Origin of the sequence: Haloglomus litoreum (genome assembly GCF_029338515.1) — an archaeon.
Classification (GTDB): Archaea; Halobacteriota; Halobacteria; order Halobacteriales; family Haloarculaceae; genus Haloglomus; species Haloglomus litoreum.
In genome coordinates, this window is sequence record NZ_CP119988.1 from 3,023,309 (window position 1) to 3,045,747 (window position 22,439).

Annotated in this window: 21 protein-coding genes and 1 tRNA gene; 10 read left to right on the forward strand and 12 right to left on the reverse strand. The window is 71.3% G+C overall.

The window, feature by feature from the left end; all coding sequences use genetic code 11:
- Window positions 1-599: 599 nt before the first annotated feature.
- From P2T62_RS15125 to P2T62_RS15145, 5 genes are all read right to left on the reverse strand, one after another.
- Window positions 600-1,787, reverse strand: a complete 1,188-nt coding sequence (locus P2T62_RS15125; RefSeq protein WP_276257904.1) for an RNA-guided endonuclease InsQ/TnpB family protein — start codon at window positions 1,785-1,787, stop codon at window positions 600-602.
- Window positions 1,788-1,906: 119 nt separating this feature from the next.
- Window positions 1,907-1,981: transfer RNA gene (locus P2T62_RS15130), tRNA-Met, on the reverse strand.
- 96 nt (window positions 1,982-2,077) lie between these two features.
- Entirely contained in the window at window positions 2,078-2,569 is a 492-nt protein-coding gene (locus P2T62_RS15135) for a GtrA family protein (protein WP_276257905.1), read from the reverse strand.
- Window positions 2,566-3,354, reverse strand: a complete 789-nt coding sequence (locus tag P2T62_RS15140; protein ID WP_276257906.1) for a glycosyltransferase — start codon at window positions 3,352-3,354, stop codon at window positions 2,566-2,568. The genes P2T62_RS15135 and P2T62_RS15140 overlap by 4 nt, the downstream gene beginning before the upstream one ends.
- A gap of 75 nt (window positions 3,355-3,429) precedes the next feature.
- A complete protein-coding gene (locus tag P2T62_RS15145; RefSeq protein ID WP_276257907.1) occupies window positions 3,430-4,029 on the reverse strand; it encodes a hypothetical protein in 600 nt (199 codons plus the stop codon).
- Window positions 4,030-4,202: 173 nt separating this feature from the next.
- Between P2T62_RS15145 and P2T62_RS15150 the strand changes: the two genes are divergently transcribed.
- Window positions 4,203-6,710 (forward strand): DUF2298 domain-containing protein, encoded by a 2,508-nt coding sequence (locus P2T62_RS15150; protein ID WP_276257908.1) that lies wholly within the window; start codon window positions 4,203-4,205, stop codon window positions 6,708-6,710.
- Between the two features lie 1,052 nt (window positions 6,711-7,762).
- Entirely contained in the window at window positions 7,763-8,854 is a 1,092-nt protein-coding gene (locus P2T62_RS15155) for a glycosyltransferase family 4 protein (RefSeq protein WP_276257909.1), read from the forward strand.
- Window positions 8,855-8,900: 46 nt separating this feature from the next.
- Here the strand turns inward: P2T62_RS15155 and P2T62_RS15160 are convergent, their stop codons facing one another.
- The 3 genes from P2T62_RS15160 to P2T62_RS15170 form a co-directional block, all read right to left on the reverse strand.
- Window positions 8,901-9,488, reverse strand: a complete 588-nt coding sequence (locus P2T62_RS15160) for a DUF8121 family protein (RefSeq protein ID WP_276257910.1) — start codon at window positions 9,486-9,488, stop codon at window positions 8,901-8,903.
- 181 nt (window positions 9,489-9,669) lie between these two features.
- Window positions 9,670-9,849, reverse strand: coding sequence for a 30S ribosomal protein S27e (locus P2T62_RS15165; RefSeq protein WP_276257911.1), 180 nt, complete (start codon window positions 9,847-9,849; stop codon window positions 9,670-9,672).
- Window positions 9,849-10,130, reverse strand: coding sequence for a 50S ribosomal protein L44e (locus P2T62_RS15170; RefSeq protein ID WP_254831658.1), 282 nt, complete (start codon window positions 10,128-10,130; stop codon window positions 9,849-9,851). The genes P2T62_RS15165 and P2T62_RS15170 overlap by 1 nt, the downstream gene beginning before the upstream one ends.
- Window positions 10,131-10,260: 130 nt before the next feature.
- On the opposite strand from P2T62_RS15170, the gene P2T62_RS15175 reads away from it, so the two are divergent.
- Complete coding sequence (locus P2T62_RS15175; RefSeq protein WP_276257912.1) at window positions 10,261-10,527, forward strand: HAH_0734 family protein; 267 nt, start codon at window positions 10,261-10,263, stop codon at window positions 10,525-10,527.
- A gap of 61 nt (window positions 10,528-10,588) precedes the next feature.
- On the forward strand, window positions 10,589-11,314 hold the full coding sequence (locus P2T62_RS15180; protein WP_276257913.1) for a metallophosphoesterase: 726 nt from the start codon (window positions 10,589-10,591) through the stop codon (window positions 11,312-11,314).
- A gap of 29 nt (window positions 11,315-11,343) precedes the next feature.
- Here P2T62_RS15180 and P2T62_RS15185 read toward each other — a convergent pair whose 3' ends face one another.
- Window positions 11,344-12,630, reverse strand: a complete 1,287-nt coding sequence (locus P2T62_RS15185; RefSeq protein ID WP_276257914.1) for an NAD(P)/FAD-dependent oxidoreductase — start codon at window positions 12,628-12,630, stop codon at window positions 11,344-11,346.
- Between the two features lie 90 nt (window positions 12,631-12,720).
- On the opposite strand from P2T62_RS15185, the gene P2T62_RS15190 reads away from it, so the two are divergent.
- Entirely contained in the window at window positions 12,721-12,936 is a 216-nt protein-coding gene (locus P2T62_RS15190; RefSeq protein ID WP_276257915.1) for a hypothetical protein, read from the forward strand.
- Between the two features lie 55 nt (window positions 12,937-12,991).
- Window positions 12,992-14,197: a threonine synthase gene (locus P2T62_RS15195; protein WP_276257916.1), complete on the forward strand. Its 1,206-nt coding sequence runs from the start codon at window positions 12,992-12,994 to the stop codon at window positions 14,195-14,197.
- 210 nt (window positions 14,198-14,407) lie between these two features.
- On the opposite strand, the gene P2T62_RS15200 is transcribed toward P2T62_RS15195, so the two are convergent.
- Window positions 14,408-15,196, reverse strand: coding sequence for a cupredoxin domain-containing protein (locus P2T62_RS15200; RefSeq protein ID WP_276257917.1), 789 nt, complete (start codon window positions 15,194-15,196; stop codon window positions 14,408-14,410).
- A gap of 328 nt (window positions 15,197-15,524) precedes the next feature.
- Window positions 15,525-16,595 (reverse strand): saccharopine dehydrogenase family protein, encoded by a 1,071-nt coding sequence (locus P2T62_RS15205; RefSeq protein ID WP_276257918.1) that lies wholly within the window; start codon window positions 16,593-16,595, stop codon window positions 15,525-15,527.
- 110 nt (window positions 16,596-16,705) lie between these two features.
- Here P2T62_RS15205 and P2T62_RS15210 point away from each other — a divergent pair, with 110 nt between their 5' ends.
- The 4 genes from P2T62_RS15210 (at window position 16,706) to P2T62_RS15225 (ending at window position 20,857) form a co-directional block, all read left to right on the forward strand.
- Window positions 16,706-17,308, forward strand: coding sequence for a rhomboid family intramembrane serine protease (locus tag P2T62_RS15210; protein WP_276257919.1), 603 nt, complete (start codon window positions 16,706-16,708; stop codon window positions 17,306-17,308).
- Window positions 17,309-17,494: 186 nt separating this feature from the next.
- On the forward strand, window positions 17,495-17,770 hold the full coding sequence (locus P2T62_RS15215) for a DUF8028 family protein (protein WP_276257920.1): 276 nt from the start codon (window positions 17,495-17,497) through the stop codon (window positions 17,768-17,770).
- A gap of 110 nt (window positions 17,771-17,880) precedes the next feature.
- Window positions 17,881-20,244 (forward strand): tubulin-like doman-containing protein, encoded by a 2,364-nt coding sequence (locus P2T62_RS15220; RefSeq protein ID WP_276257921.1) that lies wholly within the window; start codon window positions 17,881-17,883, stop codon window positions 20,242-20,244.
- 73 nt (window positions 20,245-20,317) lie between these two features.
- On the forward strand, window positions 20,318-20,857 hold the full coding sequence (locus P2T62_RS15225) for a gamma carbonic anhydrase family protein (RefSeq protein WP_276257922.1): 540 nt from the start codon (window positions 20,318-20,320) through the stop codon (window positions 20,855-20,857).
- Between the two features lie 333 nt (window positions 20,858-21,190).
- Here the strand turns inward: P2T62_RS15225 and P2T62_RS15230 are convergent, their stop codons facing one another.
- Window positions 21,191-22,435 (reverse strand): MFS transporter, encoded by a 1,245-nt coding sequence (locus P2T62_RS15230; RefSeq protein ID WP_276257923.1) that lies wholly within the window; start codon window positions 22,433-22,435, stop codon window positions 21,191-21,193.
- Between the last annotated feature and the right edge of the window lie 4 nt (window positions 22,436-22,439).

The window sequence follows — 22,439 nt, forward strand, 5'->3', positions numbered from 1 at the left end:
ATTCCTCCGGTAGGAAGGTGGGTACCTTGATCAAGCGACTGGCTAGACAACCGGTGTAGACGCTCTGCGGGAGCGACCACGATTGTCGAGAAGTGCCACACAGGTGCCGAACGACCCGTCCAGAGCCGATGCGCGTCAATGCCAGAATCACGGTACCTGTCGGATTGGCAGCTGTTCATGACCGAAGCAGTCCTAAGGTTGGCGCCGCCGGGCGTTTCTCCCAACCTTACTACGTTCCTGCTGGCTGACTATTTCGAGTGAGCCAAGGCTGCAGGCCCCCGAGACGACGGCTCGACCCCGCACACCGTATCGGCGCTCGCTCGCTGCCGCTCGTGCCACTGCGCTATCGAATCATCCCTCCTCGACTGCTACCACACCTGTTCTACCGGTGCCCCCGACCAACCCTAGACGACTCCTCCGCGCCCCCGAGCGTTCATCGAGACCACTCGAGCGACAGTCCGTGCTTCCGCTGGGTTGGACGCGCCGGGGCGTCGGTGACAATTAGAGAGGCTATCGTGTTTACGGAGACGGTCGATACGGTCGTCGCGTCCGAATAGCGGGAAGTAGATACCAGTTGCTCCGATGCTTGTCCGTGTCGGTCACCCGGGGACGAACGTCCCGTTGGCGGTGACGGTCCCAGACTTCAGGGCACACTGGCGGGTGCCCGTCCCCCGTGACGACTGAGGGCCACGATGGACGTGTTTGAGCGCGACGTTCTTCGCCGCGTTGTAGTCGGCATTCGCCTCCGATCCACAGGCGACGCAACAGAAGTGTCCCCTGCTCCGCCGGTTCCCATCGGCGACGTGGCCACAATCGGAACAGCCCTTCGAGGTATCCCGCGGGTTGACGGAGACGACCTCGATTCTGGATGCCGCTGCCTTGTAGCGGAGGTATTCTCGGAGCTGGCGAAAGGCCCAGATGTGGAACCAAGTCGCTTCCGGCAGCTCGTCGCGAATCCCGGTCAACTCCTCGACGGCGATGGTCGAGCAATCGTGGCGCAGCGCTTCCTCCACGATCCCGTTTGCAATCTCGTGGAGCCGTTGTCGATGGCGTCGTTCCTCGTTGCCCGACAGCTGTTGCAGCGTCCGATGGGCACTCCGCGTTCCCGTCTGCTGCAGCGAGGCTCGGCGTCGATCGAACTGCCTGCGCTCGTGGGTCGCCTCTCGACCGCTGAAGAATCGCGCCGTGCTCGTGACGGCGATGTTCTCGACGCCGAAGTCGACCCCGAGGACCGCTCCGTCCTCGGCAGCTAGCTGTTCCTTCGGCCGTCGAAACCCGATGTGGAGGTAGAACTCCCCGTCGCGAACCGTGAGCGAACTCTCCGTGACAGACCACCGGTCGGTATTCAGGTAGCGGTACTGGTAGCCATCGTCGTCCTCGGGTAGTACGAGCTCCGGTCGAACACGCCCCTCTACGGTCGTGAGCGAAACCGTCCCATCGTCGAACAGCGTCATCGTCCGTGCGTCGTACGGGACGGTCGGGCTGGTAAATCGTGGCTTCGAGGCTTGGCGACCGGCTGACCACCGGTCACGGACACCAGCAATCGCCTCTGCAGCCCGGTGCGTGGCCAGAATCGCGTGCTGGCTCTTCAGCTCGGTCGACTCGCGGACCTCATCGTAGACACGTGACTGGAGCGCCAGCTTCTCCGTGACTCCGGGGAAGCCGCGGTCGACCGCGAGCTGACAACCACGGCGGAATTCATCAATCGTACGCTCGAGTAGCCGAAGGTCAGATTCCTCTACACGAAGCCGCGTAATCGCCGTCCGGTAGAGGTACTCGTCGGCCACGAGGCCGAATGCTGCGTTTTGATATTTGAAGTCTTGCCGGGAGAGGTGTATTAGACATATATCGAATATATGTTGTGGGGATCGTGGAGAAGTCTCTAGAATACTTATTTCCCGGGGAATAGCGGGCGGTAGATTTGAACTACCGGTCTCCGGGTTATGAGCCCGGCGGAATCTCCTGGCTATCCCAGCCCGCTACCAACTCGTAGCGCGACACCCCGGTTAAGGGTTGTGCTATCGGCGTCGCAATGAAACGAAGTCACACACGGCGGCGGGGCGAGCGCTCACCAGATTCACGTCTCCATATCGTGGACGCGCCAGGTCAGGAGGCTCTCGGCGACGTAGTTGATGCTGAGGCCGACGCCGATACCGATGCCGTTGGCGACGGTGGGCCAGATGTCACCCCCGGCGACGACGAACGTGATGTCGGTCCACGCGGTGAGGACGTACAGCGTGGCGAACGCCACGGCCAGTCCGACCGACCGCACGAGGTGGGACTTGAGCCAGCGCCGGACGAGCGCGACCGGCCCGGCGCCGCCGTGGTCGGCGAAGGTCCAGTTGTCGTTGAGCAGGAACATCAGGGTGATGGAGGCCTCCGCGCCGATGGCCTTCGCGACCAGGGGGCGGCCGGCGAGCACCGCCTCGACGACGAACCCGCCGGTGAGGAGCGCGACGATGACCGTCTCCAGCGAGGCGCCGGCGACGCCGACCGAGACGAACTGGCCGATGCGGCCGGCCGAGGCGAGCGCCTGAATCCGGGCACGCAGGAGGTCGGCGACGCTCATGGGTGGCGATCACGGTCGACGAGGGCGGTCTCGTCCGCCCGCCGGCGCGCGATGGCGTCGTGCAGGCGGCTGTCCTGCAGGCGCTTGGCGCGGTGGCGGGCGACGAACAGGGCGGTCCCGAGGGAGACGGCGGTGTCGACGGGGTCGACGGTCGAGCCGGGCTGGTCCTCCCACTCGATGGGGACCTCCAGGACCCGGAGGCCGAGCGCGCCGGCCATCGCGATGAGCTCGACGTCCCAGGCGAAGCCGGCCTCGTACAGGTGTGGCCGGACTGTCTCCCAGGCGGCGGCCGAGATGGCCTTCGCGCCGCACTGGTAGTCGTAGCAGTCCGCGTCCAGCAGTCGACGCGCGAGCCAGGCGAACGCGTCGCCGAGCCGCCGGCGGGCGAACGTCTGGTGGCCCACGACCACCGACTCGGGGTGCCGGCGGGAGCCCACCGCGAGGTCGGCTCGGTCGTCGAGCACCGGCTCGACGATGCTCCGCAGGCTCTCGGGTGGGGTGGAGCCGTCGGCGTCGGCGAACGCCAGCACGTCCACCTCGTCGACGAGCGCCTCGAAGCCGGCGGTGATCGCGGCGCCCTTCCCACGGCGCTCGGGGGCGACCGAGACGACCGCGTCGGGGAGGGCCTCGCGGACGGCCTCGGCGGTGCCCGCCGTGGGCGCGTCGAGTTCGATACGGACGGCCGCCGGGTCGAGCGCCGAGCGACAGGCTCGGACGTACGCGGTGAGCCGATCCACGTCCGGCCGGTAGGCCGGTACGACGAGTCCCAGCGACCGGTCAGCCATCGGCCACGGGTCGGAAGCGGGGGAGCAAAAACGGTTCGACTGCGGGACAGGGCGTCCGGAGCAGCCCGGTCCCGGTCAGGCGTCCTCGAGTGGCTCGATGACGCCGGAGAGGCCACAGAACGCCAGCGGCGCTGCCCCGCCGTCGTCGCCCTCGAGGACGCGCGCGGCGGCGGTGTCGACGGAGTCGCGCCGGGCCGCGATCTCGGCCGCCGACGGCGAGAGGCTCTCGTGGCCCGTCCGGGCCGGGGCGTTGCCGCCGTCGGCCTCGTCGACCGCGACCCACTCGGCTGCTCCGCCGGCCGGTGCGGGTGCCTCGTCGCCGCTCGCGACGGCGACCGCGGACGCGACGCCGTAGTGGGCCTCCGCGGTCGCATCCAGTTCGACGGTCCGCCTGAGCAGTTCGACCGCCGGGTCCGTCTCGGGGGGCTCCCGGCTGAAACAGTCCACCTTCGGGCGGGCGCCCGGCCGCTTCGGCACCACGAGGACCGTCCGGCCGGCGATGTCGGCCTCGCCCGTCCGCTCCGTGCGCGTGCCCGCCGTCCGTCGGTCGATCACGAGGACGTCGGCCCGCTTCGCGGCCGCGACGGCCGCCCGGGAGACCTCGCTGGGGAGCCGGTCGACCAGCCGCTCGGCCCGGCTCGCCGAGACGGCGAGCCCGGGGGTCGAACCGGACATCCACGCACCACCAGTAGCCATACGCCGAGCGAGGTGTGGAGCACGTATAACGAGTCGCACTAGTTCGGACCGTTCGAGATCGTTCACCGGGCGATAGTGGTCCGTTAAATGGCCGTTAAAACGGCGCAGGAGTGGGAAAGACGTATGGTCGGCGGCACCCGTCCAACGGTCGAATGGAGTACCTGCTGGTCGGCGTCTGGCTGGTGACGTATCTGGCGCTGGGGCTGGCGGCCCTGCCGGCGGCCGCGTGGCTGTTCCCCGGGTTCGCCGACCGAGGCGCGGCGTTCGCGCTGCCGCTCGCGCTCGCGGTCCTCGGTGTCGTCGGCTACCTCGTCGGGCAGGTCGCCTTCGGCTGGCCGGCGCTGGTCGCCGGCCTGCTCGCGCTGGTCGGCGCCTCCTATCTCGCCGGCGACATCGACATCGACCGCAGTCGCGCCGCCGAGGCGGCCGCCGTCTTCACCGTCGGCTTCCTGTTCGTCGTCGCGGTCCGCGCGTTCGACCCCGCCGTCCACCCCATCGGCGGCGAGAAGTTCCTCGACTTCGGCCTCCTCAAGTCGCTGCTCCGGACCGCCGCCGCGATGGGGACGCTCGCCCCGGAGGATATGTGGTTCGCGGGCGAACCCGTCCAGTACTACTACGGGGGCCACATGCTCGCGGCCCTGCTGACGACGCTGACGAGCACGCCCGGGCGCTTCGCCTACAACCTCGCGCTCGCGGGCTTCTTCGGGGCGCTCGTCGTTGCCGCCTGGGGCATCGCGAGCAACGTCGCCGCCGCGCAGGGCGCCCCCCGACGCTTCGCCGGGGCGCTGGGCGCCTTCTTCGCCGGCATCGCCGCGAACTTGCAGACCGCCGCGCTGATTCTGCTCTGGCTGCTCCCGTCCGGCCTCGCGTCGGGGCTGGTCGGCGCCCTCGGGCTGGACCCCGAGGTCGCGGGCTGGACGCCCGCCGACTTCTCCTACTGGTCGGCCTCACGCGTCATCCCGGGCACCATCAACGAGTTCCCCCTGTTCGCGTGGCTGAACGGCGACCTCCACGCCCACATGATGAGTACGCCGTTCACGCTCCTGCTGGCCGCCATCCTGTTCGCCTACTGGCGGACGCCCGAGGCGGAGGTGACCCGGCGCCGGCTCCTCGTCTTCGGTCTCGTGCCGCCGCTGGCTGGCTTCATCGCCATCGTCAACACCTGGTCGTTCCCGACCGCGGCGGGGCTCACCTTCCTCGTGCTGACGTTCGCCCCGACGCGGCCCTCGACGCTGCTGCCCGACCGGGTCCGTGGACGGCTCCCGGACCTCGCGCGAGCGGACGGCGGCGTCACGGCCGGCACGGGAACGGAACCCGCCGAATCCGACGAGGCAGCAGCCGACGCCGGCCTCGGGGACCGCCTCCGGGAGGAGGTGCTCCGGTCGGGCATCGCGCTCGGTCTCGCCGCCGCCATGCTCGTCGTCGGGACGCTCTGGGCACTCCCGTTCTGGCTCGGCACCGCGAGCGGGCGGTCCATCGGCTTCCTCCCCGGCCGGAGTTCGCTCGGCGGCCTCCTGCTCGTCCACGGCGCCTTCCTGCTGGCCTTCGGCGCCTACCTCGGCCGACGCGTCGGCCAGGACCTCCGGAGCGTCGAACAGCCCCTCCTGACGGCGCTCGTCTCGACGCTGTTCTCGCTCGCGGCCCTCTCGGTCCCGCTGTACGTCATCCCGCTTCCGGCCGGGAGCGGGCTCCCGGTCTCGCTGGTCCTGCTCGGCGCCGTCCTCGTCACCGGGAGCCGGCTGGACCCGTTCGCGGACCTCTCGCTCCCGGTCCTGCTGGCGCCGTATCTCGTCCTGACGGCGTACGCGATGGACTTCGCCGCGCTCGCGCTGTTCGGGCCGCTCGTGGTCGCCGGCTGGGTCCTGCTCCGGCTTGACCGCGACGTGGGCTACGAGACACTGCTGGTCGTCGCCGGGGCCGGCCTCGTGGTCCTCGTCGAGTTCCTCTACGTCATCGAGCGCGCCGGCCCCGAACGCTTCAACACCGTCTTCAAGACCTACGCGCAGGTGTGGGCGCTCTGGGCGCCCGCGATGGGCGTCGTCCTGACGCGACTGATCTTCGCCGGCCGGGCCTCCTTCGACGCGCCCAACGCCGACACCTGGCGCACGGTCGGCCGAGTGAGCGCCGCCGCACTGGTGTTCCTCACCGCGCTGTACGCCGGCTTCGCCGTCCCGACACACTTCAACGCGGGCGGCCCGGCATCGCTCGACAGCACGGCGTTCGTCGGGCAGTCGCATCCGGCCGAGGCCCGTGCCATCGGTTACATCGACGGGTTGGAGGGCCAGCCGAACATCGTCACCGCGGCCCCGGCGGGTTACCGCTGGAACCCGCAGGCCGGCAAGGGGGCCGCCGCCCCCGCCTCGCTGACCGGGGTGCCGACGGTCGCGGGCTGGTACCACGAGATCGGCTATCGCGGCCAGCCGGCCTACCAGGAGCGCGTCGACGACGTCGAGACCATCTACACCGGCTCCACCGAGCAGCAGCTCGAGCTGCTGGACGCCTACGACGTGGAGTACATCTACGTCGGCCCCGCCGAGCGCAACCGCTACGACGGTACCACGCTGGGCGCCCTCCGGAACCACGAGGCCGTCTCCGTGGTCCACCAGTCCGGTGGGAACAACGGCGTCGTCCTCCTGCGAGTGGACCAGTCGAAGCTGTAGGCGCGGGTTTGGGTGCGTCTTTTCCGGATTTTGCAACCGTATCCGGCGACGGTGGAGCTGCCCGTGGACGCTCTCTCACGATTACGGCAACGGAGACACCTACGAAGCCCTCGCGCTCTCGCACGACAACACCGACGACGGAGACACCTACGAAGCCCTCGCGCTCTCGACCATCCGGGAGTCGCTGCGCTCCTCACTCGCTCCCTGCGGTCGCTCGTTGTCTCCGAAAATCGGAGATTTTCGGGATCACGAGACGGCTCCGCCGTCTCGGACGACGGTGCTTGCTTCCTCCGGGATGGGTCGAGAGCGCTCGCCCTTCGAGTCCGCCAGGAGATTGAACGTGTCACGGGCGCAGTGGCCCTGCCCTTCCTCGAGGTCGCGCGGGCCTCCCGTTGGTCGGCCACGCGCTCCCGGCCAGAGAGTGGTGGCCCAGCCAGCCGGTTCCGAGACCAGGAAGCGCGCCAGCGCCTCCCCGTGACGAACCCCGAGGCGCCCTGCCGCCGAGGGGGTGAGTCGCTCACGGCGCTGGCGCGGGGAGGTGTGGGGCCACTAGCACTCCGCTGGAACCACCATGCGCGAACGCCCGGTGCGACAGGCCAGAGGACGGGACTGAAAGGGGCCGCTCGGCTGGCGGCTCTGCCGTCCTCAGAACGCGAAGCGTTCTGACGGGCTGCACGAGAGCTCCGCTCTCGTGAACGCCAGCTATACATTTCTCGGCTCCGCCGAGAAATCGCTCGACGAAGGCGGCCGAAGCAAGCACCGCAGGGCGCCTCCGGCGCCCGAGGAGCGCAGCGAGACCCCCGAGTCGAGCGGGCGGGGGCTTTCTATCCGGTGCTTGTCTGGCGGTACTGTCGCAGGGAGAGCAAACGGGGGCTTCCAACAGAGCCGTCCAATGAAATACTCACCAGACAACCACATAGTATTCTTCAGTACGAAATATCGATATTAAATCGTGTATTTACAGAGAGGTACAAGATTAATAGAACTACAACCCAGCCACACGACAGCGACAGCGTTTAGCGCAGGGCGGGTTGACGACGGATATCCACAGTATGCGGGTCCTCAACTACCTCGAACTGGAGGACCAGTTGGAGCGCAGCGGCATCGGCACCAGCACCGCCCACCAGCGCGCGGCGCTGGCCGACACCGAGCACGAGTTAGAGACCTCGCCGTGGGCCGGCGGCTCCCCCGTCTCCGCGGCCGGCCGCCGCCTGCTGGGCGACCGGTTCTTCCGCGAGTACGACCTCGCGCACTGCAACGTCATCGGCCCCGGGAGCGTCGCGGTCGCGCGCCACGCGAAGCGCAACTCGATTCCGCTCGTCCTCCACGCCCACGTCACCGCCGAGGACTTCGGGGAGTCGTTCCGCTTCTCCTCGCAGGTCGCCGGGCCCCTGCGCCGCTACCTCAGGTGGTTCTACTCGCAGGCCGACCTCGTGCTGGTCCCCTCGGAGTACACCCGCTCGAACATCGAGACGTATCCGGTCGATGCGCCCATCCGACAGATCACGAACGGCGTCGACGCCTCGCGGCTCGATGGTCACGAGCGACTCCGCGACGAGTACCGCGACCGGTACGACATCGAGGGGATGAGCGTGTTCACGGTCGGGAGCGTCTTCGAGCGCAAGGGCCTGACGACGTTCTGTGAACTCGCGCAGCGAGTCGACTACGACTTCACCTGGTTCGGCCACGTCGACGAGGGGCCACACGCCTCGCCCGTCGTCAGGGAGTGGACCAGCGACCCACCGGAGAACGTCACGTTCACCGGCTGGGTCGAGGACGTCCGCGGCGGCTACGGCGCCGGCGACGTGTTCCTGCTGCCCACGAAGGACGAGAACCAGGGCATCGTCGTCCTCGAGGCGATGAGCTGCGGGAAGGCCGTCGTCCTGAGCGACATCCCCGTCTTCCGCGAGTTCTACACCGACGGCGAGGACTGTCTCATGTGCTCGTCGTTCGAGGAGTACGTCGAGGCGCTGGACCGGCTGGCCGAGAACCCGGACCTTCGCGAGCGCCTCGGCGAGAACGCGAAGGAGACGGCCGCCGAGCACTCGCTGGAGCGGGTGGCGCGCGAGCTGGACGACGCCTACCGGTCGGTCGCCGGAGAGACACCTGACGGAGCCCCAGGGGACCAGTCGGACCACACTTGACGGGGGGTGCCTCACCGGCCCCTCCGGTGGTTCCCCGTGGAAGTGGTCATCCGTCGTCGAGTTCCGGATACTCCAGATGGAGCGTGCCGTCGAGCGTGTAGCCACGACCGAGGATACCGCCGGCGGCGAGGTCGATGGTGGTGTCGATGGCGAGCGCCGTGGCCCCCGCCGCCCCCGGGACAACGAGGAGTTCGAGCGTGCTGATGGTCTCGTCGGCGAGGTCGTCCAGGTCGGAGAGTTCGACGACCGTTCCGAGGGCCTCGTCCGGCGTGTGCAGTGCCACCGAGGGTGGCGGGGAGCTGTCGCCCTCGACGGGGGAGACGACGGCCACCTTCGCGGGCGACTCCGTCGCCGTCTCCGGCATCCAGACCCGCAGCCGGACGCGGTCGACGGTCGTCCCCTCCCGGTGCCAGATCTCGGTCGAGAGCTCGAGCCGGCCGGCGACCACACTCCCGTCGACACCGAGATGTCCGACCTCCGCCCCGCCAGACTCGAAGACGAGGGCCTTCCGCCCGGGCGAGTCCACGCTCACGTGCGGGTCCGACAGCGTCCGGCGACCCGCGACCGCGCTACATCCCGCCGTCGCCGTGATTCCCGCACCGCAGACCGTCGCGAGGTACGCGCGTCGGTTCATGCGCTCGGCTACTGGGCCGGTACCCTAACAGGTGGTGGAAGGACAAAGGCGCGTTTGGCTCTCGACGGGCGCCCCCCGGTCGGGCGGGTCGGGCACACCTCCCGCCGAGGAGCCGAGGGCGGACCGAGCGCTCGTCGTGCGGTCGATCCAGGAGAGTCCGTGAGAGATGGGTGCCGGTCGTTCAGGCCGAGCGGGACTCGACGACCTCGAGGACCTCCGCCTCGACGTCGGCGAGGCCGCCCGTGGGCCGGGCGAGGACGTGGCCGCAGACGGCACACGCGACCTCGGTGGAGGCCTTCCCGAAGACGGTCTGTTCGTTCTCGCAGTCCGGACACTGGACCGAGATGAAGTCCCCAGCCATTATTCGGTCAGCTCCAGCTTGCCGGCACGCCATCCCTCGCGGAGGTGGGCCTTCCCACAGTCCGAGCAGCGGTAGCGCAGGTCGGTCTTCTTGGTGGGCTTGTCGCCACCGGGCACCTTCGAGAAGCGCCCGGCGTTCCCGATGACGCTCTTGCCCCGGCGGGTACGGCGAGCGTCCCACTTCGTGCCCGAGGACCGGCCGGTCCGGACCTTCTCCACCTCGTGCTGGTGGTGGGCGTTGCAGTGCGGGCAGTACGTGTTGAACCGGCGTGGCATCTCCATAGGTTGTCGGCGGTAGCGCGTCGGACGGTAAAACGGGTTCGGTTCCGCCGCAGACGCCGCGGCGAGCACCCGCCGTCGGAACGCCCGGTGCTTCGACACGCTTAACCACCGATGCTCGCAACGTGGACGCATGAAGCGGCTCATCATCCACGGGGACCCCGGCATCCGCAAGGACGCCGTCATCGAGGTCGACGGCGAGGAACTCGTCTGCTTCGCGATCGCCCGCCAGGGCGACTGGCACGGCCCCGACCGCGTCCAGCTCTGGTGCACCGTCGGGACCGAGGACGAGCGCGAGACGTTCGACACCCGCGATTTCATCCCGATGCACATGGAGGTCGAGAACGTCGACGCCGAGGCCGTCACGGTCCTCAGCGAGAAGAGCGACCTCGCGGTCTGACGCCGCCGCCGACACGGCCGCAGCCGGGACCCTTTTCGCCGCCGCACCGCTACGCCCAGCCATGTCCTCGCGCGGCGCCTCCATCGAGGGAGTCACCCTCCGCGACCGCGCGGTCCACCTCGAGCGCGCCGACGCACTCGTCCTCGCGGACACCCACCTCGGCCGCGACGAGGCCTCGAACGTCCAGCTCCGCATGGGGGAGGACACCGACATCGTCGAGCGGGTCGGGGTGCTGCTCGAACGGTTCGAGCCCGCCGAACTCGTCGTCGCGGGCGACCTCCTCCACTCGTTCGAGGGCGTCCCGCGTGGCGTCCGCGAGTCGCTGGGCGACCTCCGGACGGCTGCCGAGGCGGCCGACGCCCACGTGGTCGTCACGCCCGGCAACCACGACACGATGCTCGCCGACCTGTGGGACGGCCCCACCGTCGACGCGTACACGCTCGCCGACGGCGACCGCGAGGTGGTGGTCTGCCACGGACACGAGGACCCGGCCGGAATGGACGCGGACCTGTACGTCGTCGGCCACGACCACCCGACCATCGAGATCGAGGGACAGCGCCGCGCCTGCTACCTCCACGGCCGCGAGTGCTACCGGGGTGCGGACCTGCTGATGCTCCCCTCGTTCACGCGGCTGGCGGCGGGGGCGCCCGTCAACGGGATGGGGACGGCCGATTTCATGTCGCCACTCGTCACGGACGCGGACCTCCTTCGACCGACGGTCCGGGACGAGCGCGCCGACGAGACGCTGGCGTTCCCGCCGCTGGGGCGGTTCCGGGAGATGCTGTAGCCGCCGCCCGGCAGCGCCGGCGGGACCGTTCAGATCCCCTGCTCGTCCAGCACCGCGCGGGCCGCTCGGCCGCCCGAGTCGAGCGCCGCGTGGATGGAGGACCACGAGGTGTAGTCGCCCGCCAGATACACGGGACCGGCGGGCTCGCCGACGCCGGGCAGGTCGTCGCGGAAGCCCGGCGGCTGGGCGAACTGCGCGAACGCGACGCGGTCGGTGTGCTCGTGTTCGATGTCGTCGAAGCGGTGCTCGGGGTACCAGTCGGCCAGCGCCTCGCGCACCTCGGCGGTCAGGGCGTCGTCGTCAGCGTCCTCGACGTCCAGCCAGGTCGCGCTCAGCAACTGGCGGTCATCGGGGGCGTACTCCGGCGCCACCGCGGAGAGCGGGACGACCTCGTTCGGCCGGTCGTCGGCCGCGTTCAGCAGGATGCGCCCGCCCGTCCGGAGGTCCTTGTGCGCCGGGAGCGAGTAGTAGCCCGTCGTGCAGCCGCGGGCCTCGTCGGGCGTGGCGACCCCCGTCAGCTCCGTGGCGGCCCTCGGGTTCGTCGCGACCACGCAGGCGTCGAAGCGGCGGGTCCCGGTCACGCCCTCCAGCGTGAGCGCCACCCCGTCCGTCCGGGCGTCGTCCCCGTCGGGCTCGACCGACGTGACCGTCTCCCCGGTGTGGAGCGTGACGTCGGCGCGCTCGGCCCGCGTGGCGAGTTGCTCGGGGATGGCGCCCATCCCGGCCGCCGGGACGGCGATGGCGCCCTCCGAGAGGCACTTGAACGTGTACTGGAAGACCGCCGCCGAGGATCCGAGCGAGCGGTCGAGCGTGATGCCGCCGTAGAACGGCTCCGCGAAGTGCTCGACGAGCGCCGTCGAGAAGCCGTAGTCGGCGAGGAACGACCGGATCGACCGGTCCTCCCCGGCGAAGATCTCGCGCTCGGACTTCCCCTTCAGCTCGCGCTGCAGCCGGAACAGTCGCAGTTTGTCCGCGGTGCGGACGTCCCGGTTGAGGAGCGTCGGGACGAGCGCGCCGAGGTCCCGGAGCGGGTCCGACAGCGTCGAGCGGTGGCCCGGCCGGCAGATGACCGCGCCGGGCGGGAACTCCCGCAGGTCCAGCCGGTCCAGGTCGAGTTCGCGTCGGGCGGCCGGGTAGCCGGTGAACAGCACCTGGAACCCGCGGTCGAAGGTGTAGCGCCCGTCGTGGGTCGAGCGGACGCGGCCGCCGAACTCGTCGCGGCGCTCGAACAGTTCGACGCGGGCGCCGGCCTCCGCGAGTCGACGGGCGGCCACGAGTCCGGCGAGCCCTCCACCGACGACGGCGACATCTGTCATGCCCGGCGGTTCTCGCGGCGGGGACTAAACCGCTGTCGTCGCCGGCTCGGGAGGAGAAGGACTACAGTCGGGCCCCGACGAGCGACCCGCGTGTTCGGACGCCTTGCGACCGTCGTGGCGCTCGGGAGCGGCCTCGTCGCGCTTCTCGTCGGTGGCCTCGGGCTCGTCGGTGTCTACGGCGGACTCACGGCTGCGGGCTGCGACGGCCCCTGGGGCCCCTGCTCCCCGGTCATCCACGTCCCCAAGGTCCTGGTCGGCGCGGGCGGCCTGCTCCTCGCCCGCTCGCTCGTCCGCTGGTCCCCGTGACCACCCCTGGCCGCGAAAGACAGCCCTTTGGCCACGCACGCCCCAACTCCCGGCCATGGAGACGACGGACGCGTTCACCGGGCTGGAGTGTCTGGACTGCGGGGCCTCGTTCGACGCCGCCGACGAGCCGGGGCGGTGTCCCGACTGCGGCGGCGTCCTCGACCCGACCTACGACTACGACGCGCTGGACCTGACACGCAACTCCTTCGCGCGCGACCCCATCCGCGCCGGCCGCGCCGGTATCTGGCGCTACGAGGCCGTCCTGCCGTTCCCGCGCGAGGCGGCCGTCACGATGGACGAGGGGGGCACGCCGCTCGTCGAGGCACCCCGGCTGGCCGAGGAACTGGGCGTCGGACGCGTGCTCGTCAAGGACGAGGGCCGGAACCCGACGGGCGTGGCCGCCGACCGCGGCGCCGCCGTCGCGGTGTCGGCGGCCGCACAGCACGGCGCGACCGACGTGGCGATGGCCTCGCCCGGCAACGACGGCCAGGCGGTCGCCGCGTACGCCGCCCGCGGCGGCATGGACTCGCACACCTTCGTCCCCTCGCGCGCCTCGTTCGTCAACAAGGCCATGATCAACGTCCACGGCGGCGACATGTACGTCGTCGAGGGGCGCATCGACGACGCCATCGAGGCCTACGAGGACGTCCAGGCCGAGCGTGACGACTACTACGCGCTCCAGCGGTTCGTCACGCCCTATCGACACGAGGGGCGCAAGACCGTCTACTACGAACTCCTCGAACAGCTCGAGTGGGAGCTGCCCGACGCCGTCGTCTGCCCGACGGGCGAGGGTGTCGGTCTCGTCGGCGTCCACAAGGCCGCCCGCGAGTGCCGGGACCTCGGGCTGGTCGACGACGTGCCGCCACTGTACGCCGCCCAGTCCGACGGCTGCGCCCCCATCGTCGAGGCGTTCGACGAGGGCCGCGACGAGGCCGAGCCGGTGGAGTACCCGGACACCATCTGCGGCGACCTGGAGATTCCCGAGCCCGCGCGGAGCGACCTCGTGCTGGACGCCCTGCGCGACACCGGCGGCGGTGCCGTCGCGGCCGACGACCAGGACATCATGGACACGGCCGCGACCATCGCGCTCCACGAGGGGCTCGAGGCGAGCGTCGCGAGCGCGGCTGCCGCCGCCGGCGCGTGGGAGCTGTCGCAGGACGAGACGTTCGGCGAGGACGACACCATCGTCCTGCTGGGCGCCGGGGCGGGCAACAAGGACGCCGACACCATCCGGAGCCGGTTGATGGCGAAAGGGATGTAGAGAACGCCACCACAGGGATCCCGCACCGATTACCGCACACGACCTACCAGAGAAGACACTTGCTCGTTCTTGCTCGCCGTCGCTGGCTCCCCCGGGAGGTCGTGGACGGCGACCCGTGGACGGGCGGTGGCAGCCCGCCGTGTCACCCTTCGCGCACGGGCCGACTGCCACGGCGAGCGCGCGAGGGGAGCGTTCGATCGGGGACGCGTCTCACGAGGGCGACGAGCAGAGGTCGTCGCTCCACGGGATGGCACCGTTCTCCACGATGGCCTCGGGGTCGAGATTGGCGAACACGGTGTTCGCGGCGCCGAACGGCCCGATGGGTGTCGGGTCCGGGTTCTCCTCGCTCGGCATCGCCGTCTCGCCGAAGTCGGTCGCCGTCTCGTCGCCGACGACCACCCGCATGACCATCCCCAGCTCCTCGTGGGGGCCACAGTAGATGTCGTACACGCCTGGTTCCTCGAACCGGTACAGCCACGAGACCTCGGGGCCGATCATCGGCGACGAGAACGGTGTGGCGGCCTCGGGGATGCGCCGCTGCCGGTCGAAGGCCTCGGCGTAGGCCGTCACGGTGTGGTCGCCGGCGATGCGCCCGTTCGCCAGGTTGTCCACACCTTCGAACAGCACCGTCTCCCCCGGCCGGACGGCGAGGCCGGCGGGGTCGAACATGAACCCGCCACACGGAGCCTCCGCGTCTGCCAGTTCCACGTGCGTCTCCACGGTGTAGTCCGCCGACACCGGCCGCTCGATCCCACCGTACTCCCCCGGGAGGACGGTGAACCCGGAGAACGGGTGGATGCAGCCCTGCTGCCGGCAGCGGTTGCGGTCACCGTCGCGGCCCCTATCGCCATCGCCCCTCCCATCGCCGCCTCTCCCATCGCCGCCGCCCTGTTGAGCCGCTGCGCCGGCGCCGCCGACGAGCGGGATCGCTGTCGTTGCACCTATCGCCTTCAGGAGCGTCCGCCGTCCGGGGGACGCTCCGTCGGTTGTTCGGTCCATGGTTCCTTGTGAGTCGTACGTGTCCCACGCCGCCAGGGGCGTGGGAGACGCACCCGACCGGTAGCACCCGTGACACCGTTGTTATTCGGGACGATTCGTCCGAAAGGTTGGGATTTCTCCGGGGGCGGTCGTGCCGGTTCGCGCGACGAGCGCGTGGTGGTGCACCGGGATCGGGGCTCCGCTCTGATCGCCGTCACGCGGGTCCGTTCGGCCACATCCGGTAATCCGACCGTTCGTGCGCGAAACGCAGCCTTGTGGGTGCCCACTGGAACCTGACGGGGCGACGATCGGTGGTCCAGCCGGCGGCCGAGCGTCGGATGGCCGGCCGCTACGCCCCGACGATGCGGACTGGCTTCTCGTCGGTCCGTTCGACGCCGTCGATCTCCAGCACGAGGTCGGGCCCGTAGACCCCGCCGGGCGTCCCGAAGCCGGCCTCCCACTCCCCGTCGAGCACCTTCCGCGCGATGAGCAGCGCCGCGTCCACGGTCAGCGTGTAGGTGTTCGGCGTGACGAGCCGCGAGACGACGCGCTGCTCGTCGTTCGAGGCCTCGCCCCAGACGTAGCAGTTCGTGTGCTCGCGGGTGGCCTCGTCCGGCCCCTCGACCGTGGCGTGGACCAGGTCCTGCAGCGTATCGGTCACGCCCGGCAGGTCGAAGACCGGCGCGAACAGGTCCGAGGACCGCATCATGAGCCGTGCGATGCCCGGGACCGCGGTGTAGACGGTGACGTTCCCGATGCCGGTGGTGTGGTACGCGGTCGAGACGTCGCCCCAGGGGATGGTGACGGCGCCGGTCTTCCCGCGGCCGAAGTCGATGCGGCGAGTCTCGTGGGCCGACCCGACCGACTGGATGCGGCCGTCGCGCCGGACCGCACCGCCCTCGCCCATCGAGTTCACGGCGGTCGCGGCCGTCCCCGGCGAGAGGCCGCCCTCGGCCTGGAAGCCCAGCCGGAGGTCGGTCGCGTCCGGGAGCCGCTCGGCGAGGTGCGCGGCCAGACAGTCCGTCGGCACCACGTCGAAGCCGACGCCGGGCATCACCTGGACGCCCGCGTCCGTCGCCTCGTCGTCACGGGCCGCGAGGGACTCGAACACCTCGATCTCCCCGGTGATGTCGAGGTAGTGGGTCCCCGTCTCGATGCAGGCCTCCACCATCGGGCGATGCGTCTCGACGAACGGGCCGGCGCAGTGCAGCACCGCGTCGACGTCGGCCGCGTCCAGTTCCGCGGCCGCGTCGTCCGCGTCGAGGTCGAAGGCGCGGTGCGGGAGGTCGAGTTCGGCCGCCAGGTGCTGGGTCTTCGCCCGGTCGCGGCCGGCCAGCGTCGGCTCCTCACCCGCCGCGGCCGCCTGGCGGGCGATGAGGTCACCCGTGTACCCGTAGGCGCCGTAGATGAGCAGGTCCATGCCCGGGCGGTCCGCCGGGGGCGGCCTAAACCCACCGGAGGCATGGACCGGGGCCGACCCGACGGACATCCGCCCGACGGGCTTTTGCGCGGGCCGCGCCGAGTTCCGGCGTGGCGTTCCGCGAGAGCCCGACGGTCGAGACGCTGGCGGCGATGGCGACGGTGTTCCTCGTCCAGACCGCCGCGGGCGTGGTCGGCGTCCGCGGGTTCGTGTTCGCGCTGGCGCCGCCGCTGCTCGACCCGCCGTGGGCGCTCGTCACCAACGTCTACGCGCACGCGTCGGTCCCGCACCTGCTGGGGAACGCGGTGGCGCTGGCGGCCATCGGGCTGGCCGTCGAGCGGACGAGCACGCGCTTCCGGTTCCACGCGTTCTTCCTCCTGACGGGCACGCTCTCGGCGGTCGTGCAGGTGCTGGTCGACGGGCTGGTCGGGCAGCCGACGGCCGTGCTGGGTGCGAGCGGCGCCGTCTTCGCGCTCGTGGGCTACGCGGTCACCGGCAACGCCGTCGTCCACGCCGCGCTCCGGCGGTTCAGCCCGGACCGGACGCTCCTGCTGGTCGCCGGCGCCGCCCTCGTGAGCGCCGTCGTGCTGGTGACGGCGGCGCCGAACGTGGCGCTGGTGGCCCACGCCGTCGGCTTCGGGGCGGGCCTGGTCGCCGGACGGCGCCGGGTCCTCCACGCCGGCCCCGGCCGCCGGCTGGTCGACCGGCCCTGACCCCCGGTCGCGAACCGGAGAGGTCACCGTCGCCCCCGGGACTCCAGTCGGCCTCCCATCACCCATCGGAGTCCGGCCGGGCCCACGCGCTGTCCGGGAGATCAGGGCGTGGTCCGGGGAGAGACTGGTTGCAATTGGGTGAGTTTCTGGAGAAGGTTGATATAGGATTGGCACCAGTTAGCACACATGCGCTGGAACCCCCGACGCGCGCTCCGCCGCGGCCTCCCCGAGCGGTCCGGGGACGGCCCCACGGGGACGCTCGCGCGACTCGCACGGCTGGGGGTGCCCGCCGTCGCTGCGGTCGAGACCGTCGGCTTCTGGACCGCCGTGGCCCTGCCGCTCTGCTACGTCCCGCTCCTGCTCACCGGCCTCTCGAGCGAACGTGACGCCGCCCTGCTGGGTGCGCTGGTCGTCCTCCACCTCATCGCGCTGAGTGCCGGCCACGCACACAACCGGGACTGACCGGGACGGGACATCCACGGGTGGAGAACTGCCGGCACCGGTGTCCACGCGGCGACCGCGGGCCGCGGTGGCCGGGACGGTTTTAAGACCCCATACACACATCTCGACGCATGAACAGGCCGACAGTCGTGGTCGGCGTCGGGGCCGGCGGGGCACGGATGCTGCGAGCGGTCGCCGACCGCGTGGGGGCGGTCGCCGACGGGAGCGGGTCCGACTGGACCGGTGACCCGGACATCGACCCGGAGCGGTTCGCGTTCCTCGCCATCGACACCGACGAGACGGACCTGGAGACGGCGGCCCCGGACGTGGCCGAGCGTGTGCCGCTCGGGCCGCCCGACGCGAACGCGGAGCGCCCGTATCTGCCGGCCGCGCCCTCGACGACAGAACCAGGGGCGGGGCTGCGCCGACGCCGAGCGCTGGGCCGACTCACGCTCGAATCCGGCGGCAACCTCGATGTCGCCCGCACGGCGCTCGAGGCGGCCATCGAGGACTGCGCGGCACTCGAGGACGCCGACGACGGGCTCGACGTCTGGCTGCTCGCCGGACTCGGGGGCGGTATCGGCAGCGGGAGCCTCCCGCTGCTGGCGGCCCTCGTCGCCGACATCGCGACGGAGGTGCAGCCACCCGTCTCCACGTACGTCTTCGGGAGCCTGCCCAGCAGCGGCTCCGATGCGACGACGGCCATCCACGCGCGCAACGCCTACGTCACGCTGCGTGAACTGGGGGCGCTCCTGCCCAGCGACGACCGCGTGTACCCGCTGGAGTTCGAACTGCCGCTGGCCGAGGCCGTCCTCGGGCGGTCGGCGATCAGGCTGTCGGAGCCGCCGCTGGCCGGGCTCTTCCTCGCGACCATCGACGACGAGGGGCGCGTGGCCCCGGTCGAGCGCGCCGCCGCGACCACGGTGGTCGGGCACGCGCTCACGGACGGCCGCCCGGACCTGGCGTTCGACAACGCGACGTTCGGGCAGGACCCCGGGCCGCCCATCTATGCCGCCACCGCCGGCCGGGTGACGCTCCCGGCGGCCGACCTCGACCGGCTGTTCGACATCCGGGCCGACCGCCGCGCGGCCACCGACCAGCTCGAGGACCTGGAGGACCGCATCGAGGGCCTCGAGGACGACATCGACTGGCTCTCGACGGTCCTCGAGGCGGACCTGGACCGGGACCGCGTCCCGGAGGGCGTCGAGGACACCGTCTTCCACTACCCGCGGCGCCGCGCCGCCGATGCCGACATCGACGCCCTCGCGAGCGGCGGGGTCGATATCGACACCCACATCGACAGCGTCGTGAGCGAGGTGGGGCGCGCGGTCCCGAAGCGGGCGCCGACGCGGCCGGTCGTGGCGCTCGTCCTCGGCCAGGACCTCGCCGACCGGCTGGACGAGGTCGTCGACACCCACCCGTTCCGGTCGACGCTCCGCGAGACGGCCACCGAGTACGGTGACGCCGTCGACGCGGTGCTCGCGGAGCGTGGCGAGGAGGGGCTGCCGTCCGAGCCGTTGCGGGCCTGGCGCGAGGTGGTCGAGCCGGCGCTGTCGAACGCGGCCGGATCGCTCGCCGCGGCGGCCGACGACCGGCTGAACCCCATCGCCAGTCGACGGCTCGGCAAGCAGGCCGAGGCCGCCAACGGGCGTGCGGCCGAGCTGTCGGACCTGGCCGACGCGTTCGCCACCCTCACCGCCGTCCGCGAGGCCGCGCGCGAGCGGGCCGACGAGGCACGGACACGGCTCCGCGAACGCCGGGCCGAACTCGAGCGCGAGCGCGACGCCGCCCGGCGCGAGCGCGACAGCATCCGCGAGTCACGCCGCGAGATCACCCGCCGGCGTGACGACCTGCGCGAGCGGCTGGCCGACCCGGCAATCGAGGAGGCCGGCCACCACCGCCGGGTCCCGCTGGCGAACGTCGCGGACCTCATCCCGGAGACGCTGTCGTTCTCGGACAGCCTGGCCGAACTGGTTGCGGAGGGGTTCGTCGACGAGGCCGCGATGGCGGCCGAACTCGCAGCGCTCGCCGACGCCCTCTCGGACCCGGTCCACGAGCCCGACGCCGAGGCGTCGCCGGCGAGCCGGCTCGTGATGGCGACCGCACGCGAGAACCGCTGGGGGCCGGCCGGCGACCTGCTGGCGCTCGACCCCGAGGACGGGCCGGACGTGCAGGCGGCCCTGGCCGACGGCTTCGACGACCGCATCGGCGTCGACGACGGCCGCGGATTCGCGGTGGACCTCGCGGGGCTGTACGCCCCTGTCTCGCTGGCCGAGATGAGCACGCTCGGTGACCTCCACGCCTCGTTCGAGGACGCGACCCGGAGCGTGAGCGAGGTGTTCGGCGACCTCGACGACGCGAGCGTCCGCGACGCCATCGCCTATCCCGAACTCGTGCCCGAGGAGACCCAGGGCGCCAAACAGCGCGAGGTCGCCGACGCCGTCGCCGATATCGAGATCGACGGGCCCGACAGGCGGCCGTTCGACCGGGAGTGAGCCCCGGCGCGGGGGCGGCGCGGCGCCCCGGTCGCCCGACGGGCCTTTGGCCCCCGGGGCCGACGCCCGTGGCATGGCAATCCGCTCGTTCGAGGGCACGGAACCGACCATCCACGAGGACGCGTTCGTCCACCCCGCGGCCGAGGTCATCGGCGACGTGACGCTGGAGGCCGACGCCAGCGTCTGGCCGAACACCACGCTCCGGGGCGACCACGGCGCCATCGTCCTCCGCGAGGGCGCGAACGTCCAGGACAACGCCGTCCTGCACGAGGGCGCCGAGATCGGCCCGTACGCCACCGTGGGCCACTCTGCCATCGTCCACGGCGCGGTCACGGCGGAGCGCTCCCTGGTCGGGATGAGCGCGGTCGTCCTCGACGACTGCACCGTCGGCGAGGAGGCGATGGTCGGGGCCTGCGCGCTCGTCACGGAGGGCACCGACATCCCGGCGAAGACGCTCGCCGTCGGCCAACCCGCCGAGGTGAAGAAGGAGGTCGAGGAGTCGCCGTGGGCGTACGCCGGCGACGCCTACACGACGTACGCCGACGACCACCGCGAGTCCAGCGAGGTCGTCGCACACGGACACCCGCCCGTCGAGGGCCGGACCGACCGATAGGGCGGACGTCCACAGGGACGCTCGCCGGGGGCTGCGACCCTCGCCCCCGTGTAATAAACCCCAGTACGTACCCGGCAGAACCGTTAGTTGTGAGTATGCGTATCGTTGCCATGCGGTGGGTGGTTGCCACCACCACCAACACCACCACCACCCTGTCACCACCCACCGGCGCTGCCGTCACCACTCTGCCGCCCTTTCCCTTTCGGTGCCCGGTTCGAACAGTCGGGAGGGTCTGCTGAATCCATCAAATGTCGCTATACAATAATAAAATATCCAATAATAGAAACAATCCAGTTTTTATTCGCTTACATAGGCACTAGGGAACGAATCGGCTCATTCCCCTCGGACCAGCCCGAGTCCGGCGACGACCGCCAGGAGGCCGGCCGTCGCGAGCAGTCCCAGTCCGGGGACGAACGAGCCAGTCGCGTCGCGCAGCGCGCCGACGAGTGCCGGCCCGGCGAAGCCGCCGATCTCGCCGACGGCGAAGACGAGGCCCACGGCAGTCCCGGTGCGCTCGGCGCCGACACCCTCCAGCTCGACCGGGAGCGCCCGGAGGAGCGGCGAGATGGTCCCGAGACCGAGACCGACACCGGCGACCAGGGCCGCGGCCACGAGCGGGTCGACCGCGACGGCCACGCCGGCGGTCCCGCCGGCGAGGACGAGCCCCGCGACCGGGACGGCCGCCCGCCGTCGGCCCGCGCGCTCGGCGAGCGGTGCCAGCGCCACGGTTCCGACGAGCTGCGCGACGACGAGGAGCGTCGTCACGCGGGCGGCGAGGGTGGGCGACGCGCCGCGGGCCTCCAGCACCGCCGTCAGCCAGCCCTGCAGGCCGTGGACGACGAACAGGTAGACGAAGCCGACGGCCACGAGGAGCGCGACCGCCGGGGTCCGGGCGACCGCCCGGAGCGCCGCGAGCGAGGACTCGCTCGCCGAGCGGTCCGGGACCGGCGCTCGCCGTTCGGCCAGCGCGAGCGCGACCCACCAGCACGCCGCGAACCCCACGACGACCACCCCGGCAGCGCCGAAGAAGGGCCGCCAGCCACCCAGCGCCGGGCCGATGGTGGGCCGCCCGAGCCCGAACGCGGCGGCGGTTCCGAGCGTCGACCCGACGAGGTAGACCGCCGACGCCCGACCCACCAGCCGCTCGGGGAACCGGTCGGCCACCAGCTTCGGGAGCCCGAAGGTGATGCCCGTACCGCCGACGCCGAGGAGGAGCGTCGCCGCCAGCATCGTCGGGAAGTCCGGCGCCACGCTCCGGGCGACGTGCGCGACACCGACCAGCGTGACCCCGGCACCGACGGCACGCTCGCCGCCGAGTCGGTCGGTGAGGGCGCCGCTGAACAGCCCGACGGGGACGTACGTCAGCGGGACCGCGCCCGCGAGGACGCCCGCCTCGGTCGCCGAGAGCGCGAGGTCCGTGCGGATGGTGGCGAGGTAGGCGGGCAGCGAGAACCAGGCGAACAGCAGGCAGCCGTACGCGAGCCCCCCGAGGACGAGCAGTGCGACCGAGGCCCGTGAGGGACGCTGGGCACCTCGCTCCGCGGGGTCGCCGGCCGACGCCGCGGGGGCAGCCGACACGGCT